Annotated in this window: 15 protein-coding genes and 1 pseudogene; 10 read left to right on the plus strand and 6 right to left on the minus strand. The window is 60.2% G+C overall.

The features are described 5' to 3' along the window. Positions 1–53: 53 nt before the first annotated feature. The gene (locus tag ACR0NT_RS13415; protein WP_170674128.1) at positions 54–1,181 is read left to right on the plus strand and encodes a lytic murein transglycosylase; all 1,128 of its coding nucleotides are present in this window, start codon (positions 54–56) and stop codon (positions 1,179–1,181) included. Here the strand turns inward: ACR0NT_RS13415 and ACR0NT_RS13420 are convergent. Further along, positions 1,178–2,140: an acetyl-CoA carboxylase carboxyltransferase subunit alpha gene (locus ACR0NT_RS13420; RefSeq protein WP_170674126.1), complete on the minus strand. Its 963-nt coding sequence runs from the start codon at positions 2,138–2,140 to the stop codon at positions 1,178–1,180. The two genes, ACR0NT_RS13415 and ACR0NT_RS13420, sit on opposite strands and share 4 nt — an antisense overlap. A 121-nt stretch (positions 2,141–2,261) precedes the next feature. Here ACR0NT_RS13420 and ACR0NT_RS13425 point away from each other — a divergent pair, with 121 nt between their 5' ends. Next, entirely contained in the window at positions 2,262–3,095 is an 834-nt protein-coding gene (locus ACR0NT_RS13425; protein ID WP_170674124.1) for an AraC family transcriptional regulator, read from the plus strand. Between the two features lies 1 nt (position 3,096). Here ACR0NT_RS13425 and ACR0NT_RS13430 read toward each other — a convergent pair whose 3' ends face one another. After that, positions 3,097–3,693, minus strand: coding sequence for a LysE family translocator (locus tag ACR0NT_RS13430; RefSeq protein ID WP_170674122.1), 597 nt, complete (start codon positions 3,691–3,693; stop codon positions 3,097–3,099). A gap of 72 nt (positions 3,694–3,765) precedes the next feature. On the opposite strand from ACR0NT_RS13430, the gene ACR0NT_RS13435 reads away from it, so the two are divergent. Together ACR0NT_RS13435 and ACR0NT_RS13440 are read left to right on the plus strand one after the other, a co-directional pair. Continuing rightward, positions 3,766–4,218 (plus strand): Lrp/AsnC family transcriptional regulator, encoded by a 453-nt coding sequence (locus tag ACR0NT_RS13435; RefSeq protein ID WP_170674120.1) that lies wholly within the window; start codon positions 3,766–3,768, stop codon positions 4,216–4,218. 115 nt (positions 4,219–4,333) lie between these two features. Continuing rightward, positions 4,334–4,921, plus strand: a complete 588-nt coding sequence (locus tag ACR0NT_RS13440; RefSeq protein WP_170447865.1) for a PA14 domain-containing protein — start codon at positions 4,334–4,336, stop codon at positions 4,919–4,921. Between the two features lie 41 nt (positions 4,922–4,962). On the opposite strand, the gene ACR0NT_RS13445 is transcribed toward ACR0NT_RS13440, so the two are convergent. Beyond that, positions 4,963–5,925, minus strand: a complete 963-nt coding sequence (locus tag ACR0NT_RS13445; protein ID WP_170447867.1) for an L-malyl-CoA/beta-methylmalyl-CoA lyase — start codon at positions 5,923–5,925, stop codon at positions 4,963–4,965. A gap of 294 nt (positions 5,926–6,219) precedes the next feature. Between ACR0NT_RS13445 and dgcN the strand changes: the two are divergent. The 3 genes and pseudogenes from dgcN to ACR0NT_RS13460 all read left to right on the plus strand — a co-directional run bounded on the left by dgcN (position 6,220) and on the right by ACR0NT_RS13460 (position 9,131). Continuing rightward, positions 6,220–7,221: pseudogene (gene dgcN / locus ACR0NT_RS13450) on the plus strand (N-acetyltransferase DgcN). Positions 7,222–7,294: 73 nt separating this feature from the next. Continuing rightward, positions 7,295–8,260, plus strand: coding sequence for an N-acetyl-D-Glu racemase DgcA (dgcA, locus tag ACR0NT_RS13455; protein WP_170674118.1), 966 nt, complete (start codon positions 7,295–7,297; stop codon positions 8,258–8,260). 10 nt (positions 8,261–8,270) lie between these two features. Next, positions 8,271–9,131, plus strand: a complete 861-nt coding sequence (locus ACR0NT_RS13460) for a D-amino-acid transaminase (protein WP_170447874.1) — start codon at positions 8,271–8,273, stop codon at positions 9,129–9,131. A gap of 43 nt (positions 9,132–9,174) precedes the next feature. On the opposite strand, the gene ACR0NT_RS13465 is transcribed toward ACR0NT_RS13460, so the two are convergent. From ACR0NT_RS13465 to ACR0NT_RS13475, 3 genes are all read right to left on the minus strand, one after another. Next, complete coding sequence (locus ACR0NT_RS13465) at positions 9,175–9,489, minus strand: DUF1244 domain-containing protein (protein WP_170447876.1); 315 nt, start codon at positions 9,487–9,489, stop codon at positions 9,175–9,177. Between the two features lie 71 nt (positions 9,490–9,560). Continuing rightward, positions 9,561–9,800 (minus strand): DUF6868 family protein, encoded by a 240-nt coding sequence (locus tag ACR0NT_RS13470; RefSeq protein ID WP_170447878.1) that lies wholly within the window; start codon positions 9,798–9,800, stop codon positions 9,561–9,563. A gap of 60 nt (positions 9,801–9,860) precedes the next feature. After that, positions 9,861–10,598 carry an N-formylglutamate amidohydrolase gene (locus ACR0NT_RS13475; protein ID WP_170447880.1) on the minus strand — a complete coding sequence of 246 codons (738 nt, stop codon included), beginning with the start codon at positions 10,596–10,598 and terminating at the stop codon, positions 9,861–9,863. Between the two features lie 133 nt (positions 10,599–10,731). Here ACR0NT_RS13475 and pyk point away from each other — a divergent pair, with 133 nt between their 5' ends. From pyk to ACR0NT_RS13490, 3 genes are all read left to right on the plus strand, one after another. After that, entirely contained in the window at positions 10,732–12,177 is a 1,446-nt protein-coding gene (gene pyk / locus ACR0NT_RS13480; protein ID WP_170447883.1) for a pyruvate kinase, read from the plus strand. Positions 12,178–12,422: 245 nt separating this feature from the next. After that, on the plus strand, positions 12,423–12,860 hold the full coding sequence (locus tag ACR0NT_RS13485) for a universal stress protein (protein ID WP_170447884.1): 438 nt from the start codon (positions 12,423–12,425) through the stop codon (positions 12,858–12,860). Positions 12,861–12,874: 14 nt separating this feature from the next. Further along, positions 12,875–14,437, plus strand: a complete 1,563-nt coding sequence (locus ACR0NT_RS13490; RefSeq protein WP_170674116.1) for an alanine/glycine:cation symporter family protein — start codon at positions 12,875–12,877, stop codon at positions 14,435–14,437. Positions 14,438–14,545 lie beyond the last annotated feature (108 nt).

Below are 14,545 nucleotides of genomic sequence, written 5' to 3' on the forward strand. Positions count from 1 at the left end.
AAGTTGGGTCTGGGTTACTCTGACCCAAATCACAACAAGAGCAGATTTCAATCATGATCGATCGACGGATTTTTTCATTGGGCCTCGGGTCGGCCCTGTTGACCGCCTGTTCCACCGGCGCCCCGACCAGCGCACCCGCCTCGCGGATGCGCCCGGTGCCCAATGCCGGGTGGGATGCATGGGTTGCAGGCTTCAAGGGCAGGGCGGCGGCGCAGGGGATTTCTCAAACCACCCTCAACCTTGCCTTTCAGGGGGCAGGCTATCTGCCCGAGGTGATCGAGCGCGACCGCAATCAAGTCGAATTCAAGCGCTCGCTCGAGGATTATCTGGCCATCGCAGCCTCGGACGAGCGGATCGCGACCGGCAAGCAGATGCTGGTGCGCCACGCCGGGACCCTGTCGCAGATCGAGGCGCAGTATGGCGTCGATAAAGAGGTCGTCGTTGCCGTCTGGGGCCTGGAAAGCCGCTATGGCGCGCGGCGCGGGGATGTGCCGGTGATCTCGGCGGTGTCCACGTTGGCCTATGACGGGCGTCGGGGTGCGTTCTTTGAAAAGCAACTGATCGCGGCGCTTCAGATCATTCAAGAGGGCGACACGAGCCCCGCCAACATGACCGGCAGCTGGGCCGGTGCGATGGGGCATACGCAGTTCATCCCGACGTCCTATCTGGCCTATGCGGTGGATTTCACCGGTGACGGGCGGCGGGATATCTGGTCCGAGGATCCGACGGATTCTCTGGCCTCAACCGCCGCCTATTTGGCGCGCGCCGGTTGGGTGCGGGGACAGCCCTGGGGGGGTGAGGCCGGTACGGTTTCGGGCACGCCCGTCGCTGTGCTGCAGCCGCAAAAACCGGGGCCGCGCATTGCCGTGTTCCGCAATTTTCAGGTCATCAAACGCTACAACAACTCGGACAGCTATGCGATTGGAGTCGGGCACCTGTCTGACCGGATCGCGGGCGGTGCGCCGTTTCAGGCCTCGTTCGGGCCGGATGCCACGGGTCTGACGCTGGAGGACCGCAAGGAGCTTCAGCGCCGTCTGACCTCGGCTGGCTATGACACGCAGGGGGCGGACGGGGTGATCGGCAAGAATACCGAATCCGCGATCAGCGCGTACCAGCGCGCCAACGGGCTGGCCGTTACCGGCAAGCCTTCGGTTGAGTTGCTGCGGCGGTTGGGCGGTTAGGCCGCCAACCCTTTCGAGCCGATATCCAGAAACTTCTGGCGGCGGTCTTGAATCAGGGCCGCTGCATCTTTGCCGTCCAGCTCTTGCAGCATGGCGGCAATTGCAGTGCGCACCGATTCAACGGTGGCTTCGCGATCCCGGTGGGCACCACCCTTGGGTTCGGTGATGATCCGGTCGCAGACGCCCAGCTTGTGCAGGTCCTGAGCGGTCAGGCGCAGCGCTTCGGCGGCCTCGCGCATCTTTTCGGCATCCTTCCACAGGATCGAGGCACAGCCCTCGGGCGAGATCACCGAATAGACCGAATGCTCCAGCATCGCGACGCGGTTCGCGGTGGCAAAAGCCACAGCCCCGCCCGAGCCACCTTCGCCGATGATCACCGACACCAGCGGCACACCGATTTTCAGGCACATCTCGGTTGAGCGCGCGATGGCCTCTGACTGTCCGCGTTCCTCAGCCCCTTTGCCGGGGTAGGCACCGGCGGTGTCGATCAGAGTGATTACCGGCAGGCCAAAGCGGCCGGCCATTTCCATCAGGCGCACGGCCTTGCGATACCCTTCGGGGCGGGCCATGCCAAAGTTACGTTCGATCCGCGATTTGGTGTCCGAGCCCTTTTCGTGGCCGATCACCATGACGGGCTGATCGTTGAACCGGGCCAAGCCGCCGATCACCGCCAGATCGTCGGCAAAGTTCCGGTCCCCGGCCAGCGGAGTGAATTCGGTGAACAGCTCTTTGACATAGTCCTGACAATGCGGGCGTTCAGGGTGGCGCGCCACCTGACATTTCCGCCATGGGGTCAGGTCGCCATAAAGCTCTTCCAGCAGCTTGGCGGCCTTGGCGTCCAGCGCGGCGGCTTCTTCGGCCACGTCCATCTCTTCATTGGCACGGGCCAGCGCGCGCAGTTCCTCGGCCTTGCCTTCGATCTCGGCCAGGGGTTTTTCGAAATCCAGATACTGGGTCATGACGCCTCTCAACGCGGAAGTTCCCTGCTATATGACCTGTGGTTGCCCGGGATGCAACTCAGCAAGATTTGTGGATGCGGGATATGCGACCACGGATGGGCAAAGAGAAGGAAGGGCGTCAATGCCAGCCAGCTATGAAAACCGCATACTGCGGGTACTGGAGTACATCCACGACCACCCCGCCGGGGATCTGTCGCTGGATGCGCTGGCCGACGTGGCGGCGATGTCCCGATTCCACTGGCACCGGGTGTTTCGCGCCCTGACCGGGGAAACCTGCGCGCAGGCGGTGCGTCGGATACGGCTGCACCGGGCGGCCATCGCGCTGGTTCGGTCCGACAAGCCGGTGGCTCGGATCGCGTCGGACGTTGGTTATCCCAACCTGAACTCCTTTGCGCGGGCCTTTTCAGAGGCTTACAGCCGCAGCCCTTCTGCATTTCGCAAGGCCGGGCAGTTTCTGCCCGCCCATCCACATTTCAGAACCGGAGAATATCCCATGTATCCTGTAACCACCCGAACCGAACCCGTCCGCCGCGTTGTCGGCCTGCCGCACAAGGGCGCCTATGCCGAGATCGGAAAAAGCTTCGAGGCCTTCAGCGCCTTGTGCGAATCCCGCCAGTTGTGGTCGCAGGTTGGGCCTGTAATCGGCGTCTATCTCGATAGCCCCGACGCCGTGCCTGTCGACGACCTGCGCAGCTATGCCGGGGCCGAATTTTGCGGTGCCGACACACCCGAAGGCATGGAGGCCGTGCAGATCCCCGGCGGCAAGACGGCCGTTCTGACCTTCAAGGGCCCGTATTCGGGGCTTGAGGCCGCTTATCACAGCCTGTTCGGCAACTGGCTGCCGGAATCGGGCGAAGAGCCCGCAGATAAGCCCTGTTACGAAATCTATCTGAACGATCCCCGTGACACCGCACCCGAAGAACTGCTGACGGAAATCTGTTTGCCGCTGAAGTAGCTCAATTCGGCCACAGGACCGGGTAAAGCGATGCAACCAGCAAAGCGGCCATGGTCCAGTTGAACGCCACCAATCGGCGCGGGTTCGTGAGGACTCGCGCCATTTGCTGCCCCAGAACGGTCCAGGTGCTGACCGAGGGCAGGTTCACTGCGCCAAAGACCAACGCCACGATCACGATAGCCTGCAACGTGTGATCCGGCGTGTAGGCGGTGGTGGCCGTCAGGGCCATGGCCCAGGCCTTGGGGTTGACCCATTGAAACGCGGCGGCCTGCATGAAGGTCATGGGATCGCCCTCGGACGCCTGGCCTCTGGTGGGCGCCGCGTGCGCGATTTTCCAAGCCAGATATAACAGATACCCGACCGAGGCGACTTTCAGAACCGTGTAGCTGACCGGGTACCTGTCGAACAACTGCACCAGCCCGGCTCCGACCAGCAGGACCATGACGGTAAAACCCAGCCCGATCCCCAGCATATGCGGGATGGTCCGGCGAAACCCAAAATTGGCGCCCGACGCCATCAGCATCAGGTTGTTCGGCCCCGGTGTGATGGACGAAACAAAGGCAAAGGCGATCAGGGCCAAAAGGATGTCATAGGTCATGGCGGCTATTTTAATGCGTAGCGGCCAAATGAAATTGCGTTTTCGTGCGCGACTCCGGTATCTTCGCAATTAATGACGAAGGTCGATCAAATAAATAAACAGATATTGCGCGAATTGTCACGCGATGGGCGCATCAGCAATCTGGAACTGGCTGACCGGGTGGGCCTGTCGCCCTCGGCCTGTCTGCGTCGGGTGCAGGAACTTGAGCGCACGGGCGTGATCTCGGGCTATCGCGCAGTGTTGAATCCGGCGGCGCTGGGCGTCGGTTTCGTGGCCTATATCGGTGTTGGTCTGGGCGAGCATACCAAGGCCGCGCAGGAAGGGTTCGAACGCGCCCTTCAACGCGCGCCAGAGGTGGTGGAATGTCACAATATCACAGGCACGATCGAATACCTGTTGCGCGTCGAATGCGCTGACCTGCCGGCCTACAAAACCTTTCACACCGAAGTGCTTGGCACCCTGCCGCATGTGACGTCGATCACCTCTTATGTGGTGATGGGGTCGCCTAAGGACATGCGGGCATGACCCGATGATGTGATCTGCAACTGTCTTGCAGGTCAGATTCTAACCGCCTAGAGTCATCAAAACGGCGTCCAAACAAGTAACTTATGCAAGGCGGCGCAGACTCAGGGAGACCAAAATGAAGTTTGTTCGGATTGGTGCAATTGCCATCGTTTCAACGATGATCGCGGGTGCCGCCATTGGCGCGCCACTTAAACTCAAACCAGCCAGCCCGCAGCCTTCGGGCCTGAAAACCGGCCTTGCGACGGACTATGCCTGGTTGGGAGCGCCGCCGCGCAAGATCGACTCACTCACCGAAGCCAAAGCGTTGTTGAACGAAAAGAAAGCGCCGGGAACGCCGCTTCGGGGTCTTGACTACAGCGACACCAACAAAGGTGACCCTGTTATGACCCATCCTGAACACTACAACGTTGCCGCAGATATTCGCGGGTTCATCAAATTCGACGAGCCCGGTCTTTATGAGTTGGAGACGCATTCCAATGATGGTCTCGAGGCTTGGATCGGCGGGCAAATGGTTGGTGGCGCCAGTTTCTCGCAACCGTGTTCTGCCAATGAGCGCGTTGAAGTCGAGGTGCCCGAGGCGGGATGGTACGAGTTGAAAATGATCTACTACCAAAAATACGGCACGTCCTGCCTTATGATGAAATGGGGGAAACAGGGCGATAAGTTGAGCTGGGTGCCAAACAATGTGTTCGGCTACAAGTGAAACGTAGGGGCGCAGTTCGGCGCCCCTTGTTTCTTTTTGGTTTAGCCGTTTGCGGCGATCAGCTCCGCCTGCGCCACGATCACTTCGGCCTGTTTGATCGAGGCGATGTCGACCAGACGCCCTTTGTAGACAGTGGCACCTTCGCCGTTGGCCTTGGCCTGCTCCATTGCGGCCAGAATTTCGCGCGCCTCACCGACGGCCTCGTCCGACGGGGTGAAGACCTGATTGGCCAGCGCGATCTGTTTCGGGTGGATCGCCCATTTGCCGACCATGCCCAGCGTGGCCGAACGTTTGGCCTGTGCGATATAGCCCTCGTCGTCCGAGAAGTCGCCGAACGGCCCGTCAACCGGCAGCACGCCATGGGTGCGGCAGGCGGCGACGATGGCGGCCTGCGCCCAATGCCACGGATCGGACCAGTGCTTTTCGCCGTCGCGCAGCATGTAGTAGTTTTCCTGCGTGCCGCCGATGCCTGTGGTCTGCATCCCCATCGAGGCCGCGAAATCCGCGGCACCCAGGCTCATCGCCTGCATCCGGGGGGATGAGGCCGCGATCTCTTCGACATGAGCGATGCCGGCGGCGGATTCGATGATGACCTCAAAGCTGACCGGCTTGGTACGACCCTTGGCGCGTTCGATGGCGGTGACCAAGGCGTCCACCGCGTAGACATCCGCCGCGCAGCCAACCTTGGGGATCATGATCTGGTCCAGACGGTCGCCCGCCTGTTCCAGCAGGTCGACCACGTCACGATACCAATAGGGCGTATCCAGCCCGTTGATCCGCACCGACATGTACTTGTTGCCCCAATCGACGGTGTTCAGCGCCTCGATCACGTTGGCGCGGGCGACGTCCTTGTCCGACGGCGCAACCGAGTCCTCAAGGTCGAGGTTGATCACATCCGCTGCCGACGCTGCCATTTTCGGGAACAGCTTTGTGTTCGATCCCGGTCCGAACAGCTGACAACGGTTGGGGCGCGCGGGGGCGGCGGGTTGAATGCGAAAGCTCATCTGGACCTCGTGCAAGAAAGGAAATTACGATTTTCTTGCTGTATGGGGTATTAAATTGCGCAACGCTTCGCAAGCGTCTTTGTGCAACTGCGGCAATGCAATCGCAGCATCTGCCGTGAGTTGGGGTCTGCGTGGTGATTAAAGATTAATCACTGTGAAAACTTCGGAGATTATTGCGCACAGGTTGCAGTAGCTGCAAAAATTTCCCTCTCTGGCAACCGAACTCAGAGGAAAACGCGAAACACTCGTAAGGCCCGTCCCTTAGCCTGCATCGGAATCAAAGGAGTAACCGCAATGATCGAGACACCGTACCTGCTGTTTTTGGGCGATGCGCCCGACCAATTGGCGGCCAAAGTGGCAGTTGGAATTAAGGACTGGCGCCCGGAAAACGCTGTCGGCCAATATCGCATGGAGGGCTGCAAGGCTGATCTGGGCCTGACGGACATGACCCTGATCGAGGCGAAAGCGGCCGGGGCCAAGACCCTCGTCATCGGCGTGGCCAACCGCGGGGGCGTGATCAGCCAGGAGTGGAAAAAGGTTCTGGTCATGGCGCTGGAGGAAGGGTTTGACCTCGCTTCGGGCCTGCACAACCTGCTGTGCGACGAACCCGATCTGGTTGCCGTTGCCGAGGCCACCGGCCAGAAGCTGCACGACGTGCGCGTACCCGAAGTTGATTATCCGATCGCCAACGGCATCAAGCGCAAGGGCAAACGGTGTCTGGCCGTCGGCACCGACTGCTCGGTCGGCAAGATGTATACCGCGCTGGCAATGGATGCCGAGATGCGCGAGCGCGGTATGAAATCCACCTTCCGCGCCACCGGCCAGACCGGCATTCTGATCACCGGTGACGGTGTGCCGCTGGACGCGGTGATTGCCGATTTCATGGCCGGTTCGGTCGAATGGCTGACACCCGACAATGACGACGACCACTGGGACCTGATCGAAGGGCAGGGGTCGCTGTTCCACGTGTCCTATTCAGGTGTGACCATGGCGCTAGTCCATGGCGGTCAGCCCGACGCGCTGATCCTGTGCCACGAACCGACCCGCGAGCATATGCGTGGCCTGCCGACCTACCAGCTGCCGACGCTCGAAACGCTGCGCGACACTGCGCTGGCGCTGGCCAAAGTCGGCAACCCGGATTGCTAGGTCGTGGGCGTTTCGGTCAACACACAGCATATGTCCGAGGAAGACGCGTCGGCCTATCTGGCCAAGGTCGAAGCCGACATGGGCCTGCCCGCGACCGACCCGTTCCGCTTTGGCTCGGGCAAGCTGGTGGACGCGCTGGCCGCGATGTGATCTGAACGATGCGTCGGGGGCGGGATTTCCGCCTCCGGCGGGAGTATTTGGAAAAAGATGAAGGAGCGTTTGCGTGCAGGTAGAGGTCTCTCGTGATGTGTTTCGACTGGCGCAGGTGTTCACCATTTCGCGCGGGTCGCGGACCGAGGCAAAGGTTCTGACCGTCCGGATTTCGGATGGAACCCATCAGGGCTGGGGCGAATGCGTTCCTTATGCGCGCTATGATGAAACACTCGAGTCGGTCGAGGCTGAAATCGCTGGTCTGCCTGTTGAGTTCACCCGTCAGTCTCTGATGGACCTTTTGCCTGCCGGCGCGGCCCGCAACGCCGTGGATTGCGCCCTGTGGGATCTGGAATGCAAGCGTGCGGGCAAACGGGCGTGGGATCTGGCCGGATTGCCAGTGCCGGGGCCGGAGATCACTGCCTACACCCTGTCGCTGGACACGCCCGACGCGATGCAGGCGCAGGCGGCGGCGAATGCGCACCGGCCTTTGTTGAAGATCAAGCTGGGCACCCCGGACGACATGCCGCGGTTAGAGGCGGTGCGCGCCGGTGCGCCAAAATCCAAGATCATTGTCGATGCAAACGAAGGCTGGTCGGCTGAGGTGTATGCCGATCTGGCGCCGCATCTGGTGCGGTTGGGCGTTGAACTGGTCGAGCAGCCTCTGCCCGCAGGGGAAGATGACGCACTGATCGGAATGGAACGCCCGGTGCCGGTCTGTGCCGACGAATCCTGCCATGACCGCGCCAGCCTGCCTGCGCTGAAGGGCAAATATGATGTGGTGAACATTAAGCTGGATAAAACTGGCGGCCTGACCGAGGCGCTGGCCTTGCGTGAAGCTGCGCTTGCCGAAGGCTATCGCGTGATGGTTGGCTGCATGGTCGGCAGCTCTTTGGCAATGGCCCCCGCGACGCTGTTGGCGCAGGGTGCGATGGTCACAGACCTTGACGGCCCGCTGCTGTTGGCCGAAGACCGCAACAACCCGCTGATTTTTGATGATGCCGGGGTGCACCCGCCCGTGGCGGCGCTCTGGGGCTGAGGAGAGATATATGACCCGCACCGTTTACGTGAACGGCGAATACCTGCCCGAGACCGAGGCCAAGGTATCCGTCTTTGACCGTGGTTTTCTGTTCGCGGACGCTGTTTACGAAGTGACCAGTGTTCTGGACGGCAAGCTGATCGATTTCGAAGGCCACGCCGTGCGTCTCAAGCGGTCGTTGGACGAGCTGGAGATGGCCGAGCCCTGCACCAAGGAAGAGCTGCTGGAGATTCACCGCAAGCTGGTGGAACTGAACGGCATCGAAGAGGGTTTGATCTATCTGCAAGTCAGCCGTGGCTCGGACGGCGACCGGGATTTCGTGTTCCCGTCCGCCGATACCAAGCCCAGTCTGGTGCTGTTCACTCAGAACAAGCCGGGACTGGCTGACAGCCCTGCGGCCAAGAAAGGCGCCAAGATCATCTCGATCGAGGATATCCGCTGGGGCCGCCGCGACATCAAGACCGTACAGCTGCTCTACCCGTCGATGGGCAAGATGATGGCCAAGAAAGCGGGCTGCGACGATGCGTGGCTGGTCGAGGACGGCTATGTCACCGAGGGCACCAGCAACAACGCGTACTTCGTCAAGAACGGCAAGATCGTCACCCGCCCGCTGTCGAACGACATTCTGCACGGCATCACCCGCAAGGCGGTGCTGCGCATGGCGGCAGAGGCGCAGATGGAAGTCGAAGAGCGTCTGTTCACCATTGATGAGGCGAAAGAGGCGGATGAGGCTTTCACCACCTCGGCCAGCGCCTTTGTCATGCCAGTGGTCGAGATCGATGGGGTGACGCTGGGCGACGGTACACCGGGCCCGATTTCGAAACGCCTGCGCGAGATTTATCTGGACGAAAGCCGCAAGGCCGCGATCTAAAGTAAAGGCCCGCCAAACCGGCGGGCCTTTTTCGTTTCGGGCGTCAGCCCTTTTTCGTCACGTTTTCTTCGAAGGCGACCTTGAAGGCGGCCTGTTTTTCGGGGCTGGCCTCGGTCTGGTAGTTGGCCTTCCACTCATCCATGGTCATGCCATAGAAAACCTCGCGGGCTTCGTCCTTGCCCATTTCGATGCCCTTTTCATTGGCGGCTTCCTGATACCAGCGCGACAGGCAGTTGCGGCAGAACCCGGCCAGATTCATCATGTCGATGTTCTGAACATCGGTGCGATCTTCCATCAGGTGCTTTTGCAACCGACGGAACGCGGCCGCCTGAAGTTCGATTTCGGTTTGCTTGTCCATGGCGTGGCTCCGAATGACTGTATCGTTGTCTCTGACCTAGCGGTCCGGTGGCGATGTTTCAACACGGTGGCTCAGGCCAGTTTCAAAGCCAGCCAAGGGATGATGCAGAAGATCAGGGTCAGGATTTTATAGTTCGCCAGATAGCGGAAATACGCTCGTTTCACATCTAGGCGTTCCATCTGGAACATCCGGCCATGAACGCCCGCAATCCAATCCTGCATCAGCACGATCATCAGGGTAGTGAACAACAGAACGATAATGTTGAGCACCGCTATCCAGCCAAAGACGGCGGTCAGAAACTCCTGCGTCATGGTCGCCTCCTTTCCCCTGAATATATGGGGATCAGCGGCAGGCCTCACAATAAGGTGTGATCAAAGGCCGCTGTCGGCCAGAGCATCCTGCAGGATCACGGCCATACGTTCGGCCCAGGCGCGTTGTCCGGCGTGATCGGCAATCAGATCGTTGCGCAGCTCGATCAGGGCGTTCGGGCGCCCATGGACGGTGCAGTGGCGGTCAATCGCGTCACCGGGCAGGAAACCGGTATAGGGCTCGTTCACGCCGACGCACAGGTCGCCCTCGGCCTCAAGCCGGTTGATCAGCGGGCGCGAGAACCGTTCGTCCGGTGTGTGCAGAACCCCCACATGCCACGGGCGCGGGGCGCGACCGCGCAATTGGCGAGTGAAGGAATGCATCGACACGATCACCGCGTGCGGCAGGCCCGCCATCCGCTCCAGCGCGTCGTGATAGGGGCGATAGCACATGTTCAGGCGCCGGTCCCGCTCGGCGGCGTCGGCGTGGCGATTGCCGGGGATGATCGAACCGTCATACAGCTTCATCATCAGAGTCGGATCATCCTCGCCCCGGTTCGGATCGATCACGAGGCGCGAGAAATTGGCCGCAATTACCGGTGCATTCAGAACCTCGCCCAGATGCTTGGACACCTCATAGGCGCCAACATCATAGGCGATGTGACGCTCCATATCCTCGCGCGGCAGGCCGAGGTCTCCGCCGTTGATTTCGGGCGGCACCGTGTTGGTTGCGTGGTCGCATGTGATCAGCCAGCGCGACGGGCGATCAGCGCCGTGGATAAAAAACGGAGAATACGTCATAAGCCTGTCATCTAGTTTGTCGCAGGTGTAGGGCAGTTGCTTTGAAAAGGGAATTGCGCAATAAGCAGCCTGAAGCAATGTTTGCGGTAACATTTGCGCAGAGCCAAGAGAAGACGTTAGGAGAACACCACCCATGCGACGCCTGAGAAATGTAAAAATCGTGGCGACGCTGGGACCGGCGTCCAATGACTATGACATGATCCGCGCGCTGCACGAGGCTGGCGCAGATGTGTTCCGTCTGAACATGAGTCACGGCAGCCATGATGAGATCCGCGAACGGCACCGGATCATCCGGCAGGTGGAAAAGGATCTGGACAGCCCAATTGCTATTCTGGCTGATCTTCAGGGGCCAAAACTGCGTGTGGGCGTTTTCTCCAACGATGCCGAGGAACTGGAAGAGGGTGCAACCTTCCGCCTGGACCTTGACCCGGCGCCGGGTGATGCCGCCCGTGTATGCCTGCCGCATCCCGAGATTTTCGCAGCACTTGAACCGGGCGCGCGCCTGCTGGTCAATGACGGCAAGATCCGTCTGATCGTTCAGGACTGCGGCCAGGATTTCGCCAATTGCACGGTTGAGGTTGGTGGCACGATTTCGAATCGCAAGGGCGTCAATGTGCCTGACGTGGTGCTGCCGCTGGCAGCGCTTTCGGCCAAGGATCGTGACGATCTGGAATTTGTCTGCCAACTGGGCGTCGACTGGCTGGCGCTGAGTTTTGTTCAGCGCGCCAAGGACGTGTTCGAGGCCCGTGCGCTGGCTGATGGCCGTGCCTCGATCCTGTCCAAGATCGAAAAACCTGCGGCGGTTGAGGCGTTCGACGATATCCTCGACGCCTCGGACGGGATCATGGTCGCGCGCGGCGATCTGGGGGTCGAACTGCCCGTCTCCGCCGTGCCGCCGATCCAGAAACGTCTGGTGCGAAAATGCCGGGGTGCTGCCAAGCCGGTGATCGTGGCAACCCAGATGCTGGAAAGTATGATCGAAAGTCCGATGCCCACCCGGGCCGAGGTCTCGGATGTGGCTACCGCCATATATGAAGGCACCGATGCCATCATGCTGAGCGCGGAATCTGCGGCAGGCTCGTACCCGGTCGAGGCGGTGCAGACCATGAACAAGGTTGCCATCGAGGTCGAGGCCGACCCCACATACGACCAGATCATCGCATCGTCACGCAGCGCCAAGGGCACCACGATTGCCGACGGGATCGTGGCCGCGGCGCGTGAGATTGCGGAAAAGACCGACATCAAAGCGATCTGCTGCTTTACCCAAAGCGGTACAACGGCGCTGCTGACCGCGCGGGAACGCCCCGGTGTTCCGATCATCGCGTTGACGCCCGCCACCGGAACCGCACGGCGCCTGTGCCTGAGCTGGGGCTGCCACTGCGTGATGACGCCCGAGCTTGAGCGGTTCAAGGGTGCGGTGGTCAACGCCGCCCGAGCGGCCCGGGCCGGTGGATTTGCCTCGGAGTCCGACCAGATCGTCGTGACCGCAGGTGTGCCGTTCAACGTGCCGGGAACAACAAATATCCTGCGTATCGCCCCCTGCGATGAGCGTTTGATATACAACACGGATCCGGGCTGATCCTTGCGGGTTTCCCGCTTTGCCAACGGTCGAGTGGGTCGACTGCCTATTTTTTAGGCAAAAAAAGTGCAGTAATATCAATAAAAAGCCGGACTCCGGGTTGAGTTCGGCAAATTCCCCTCTGTTTTTCGGTGTTTTTCCCGGATACTGATCCGCAAGGGCGGTCTACTCAGAAAGTTCCAGGTTCCGGCTGCCCTGCCGGGGGCACGGGCCCCGGTACAATCAAAAAATAACGGAGGAACGTCATGACAACGAAAATTGTCATTGGACTGGACGGGACAGAAACCGGGGAGCGCGCGATTGCCTTTGCCAAGGATTTGGCCGGGCGGATCGGAACGTGTGAATTGCTGGTGGTCTACGTGATCGAATGGTCCCCATTCACTTTCCAGACACCTGAAGAGAACGCTCTGCGGCACAAACGGCGCGAGGAAGAGGTCGAACTGGCCACAAACCGCGTTATCACTCCCGCAGTGGACGCGCTGAAGGCAGAAGGCTTCACAGCCCATGGCATTGTCCGCCATGGCGACGTGGCCGAAACGCTGAACGCGATCACGGTCGAAAACGGCGGCACCCAGATCATCGTCGGGCGTGCGTCGGCGGACGGGTTCAAGAAACGCCTGTTCGGCAGCTCGACCCAGAATCTGGTCATGCACGCCGATGTGCCGGTCACCGTCGTGAACTGAGGGGAGTGATGAGTATGAATACGTTTCAAAAACTGAGCCTTGGTGCATCTGCGGCCCTGTTCGCCAGCCCCGCATTGGCGCAAGACGCGCCGGGTCTGGACGACAAGATCAATCAGGCATTCGCAGATTTCACCGGGCCTTTTGTCCGCTTTATCTTCGCCCCGTTTCCGGGGACGGGTTTCCCCTGGATCGTGGGGTGGCTGGTGATCGCAGCGACGGTGTTTTCGCTGTATTTCGCCTTCGTGCAGTTCCGCTTTTTCGGACATGCCATCAGCCTCGTCAAAGGGGATTATTCCGATCCCAACGACGCGGGTGAGGTCAGCCACTTTCAGGCCCTTGCCACCGCGCTTTCGGGAACGGTCGGTCTGGGAAACATCGCCGGTGTGGCGGTGGCCGTCGGTATCGGCGGGCCGGGCGCGACGTTCTGGATGATCATGGCGGGCCTGCTGGGCATGGCCTCGAAATTCACCGAATGTACGCTGGGCGTGAAGTACCGCAACGAATACGAAGACGGCACCGTTTCCGGTGGCCCGATGTACTACATGTCCAAGGGCTTTGCCGAACTGGGCTTGCCCGGTGGTAAGATCTTGGCGGTTCTGTTCTCGATCTTCTGTATTCTAGGTGCGCTGGGCGGGGGCAATATGTTCCAGGCCAACCAAGCACATGAGCAGATCGCGGGCGTTTTGCAGAACGACTGGTACTCGGAACGAGGTTGGATCACCGGATTGATTTTTGCAGCCATCGTGTTCGCGGTAATCGTGGGCGGCCTGAAATCTATCGCGCGCGTGACAGAAAAAGTCGTACCTTTCATGGGCATTATGTATGTGCTGGCCGCGCTGGTCATCATCATCATGCATGCAGATCAAATCGGTTGGGCCTTTGGTCAGATCTTCGCAGGAGCCTTCACCGGTCTCGGCGTGGCGGGCGGCATGGTTGGCGCATTGATCCAGGGCTTCCGTCGTGCGGCGTTCTCGAACGAAGCGGGTGTTGGGTCCGCTGCAATTGCGCACTCGGCGGTGCGGACCAGTGAACCGATCACGGAAGGCTTCGTGTCGCTGCTGGAACCGTTCATCGATACGGTTGTGATCTGTACCATGACCGCGTTGGTTATTATCATCACTCAGCAATTGATCGTTGATCCTGCAACTGGTCTTTATATGCTGAATGAAGATGGCGGTGGTATCGCCACTGTAGGCGGCAACTCAGGCGTTAATCTCACCTCAGCCGCGTTCGAAAGCGCCTTTTCCTGGTTCCCTAAAGTGCTGGTTGTGGCCGTCGTGTTGTTCGCTTTTTCGACCATGATCAGTTGGTCCTATTACGGCCTCAAAGCCTGGACTTACCTGTTCGGCGAGGGTCACACCAAAGAACTGATCTTCAAGATCATCTTCTGCGTCTTTGTGGTTATCGGGGCGGCGGCCGATCTTCTCCCAGTTATTGACTTCTCGGATGCTGCGATCTTTGCGATGGCGGTTGTGAACGTCTTTGCGCTCTACTTCCTGATGAAAGTGGTGCGGGAAGAGCTGGCCAGCTATGCAGCCCGCCTGAAAAGCGGCGAGATTCGCAAATTCGAGCACTGAACCATTCCACCGGGGCGGCCAGCGCTGCCCCGGTGCCTGACCAGCCTGCGAAAAGCGCAGATTCTGGTCAAAACCCCCTTGCCAGTATGACCGAACTTGCGTAAACGG

This window comes from Ruegeria sp. AB10 (assembly GCF_056542745.1).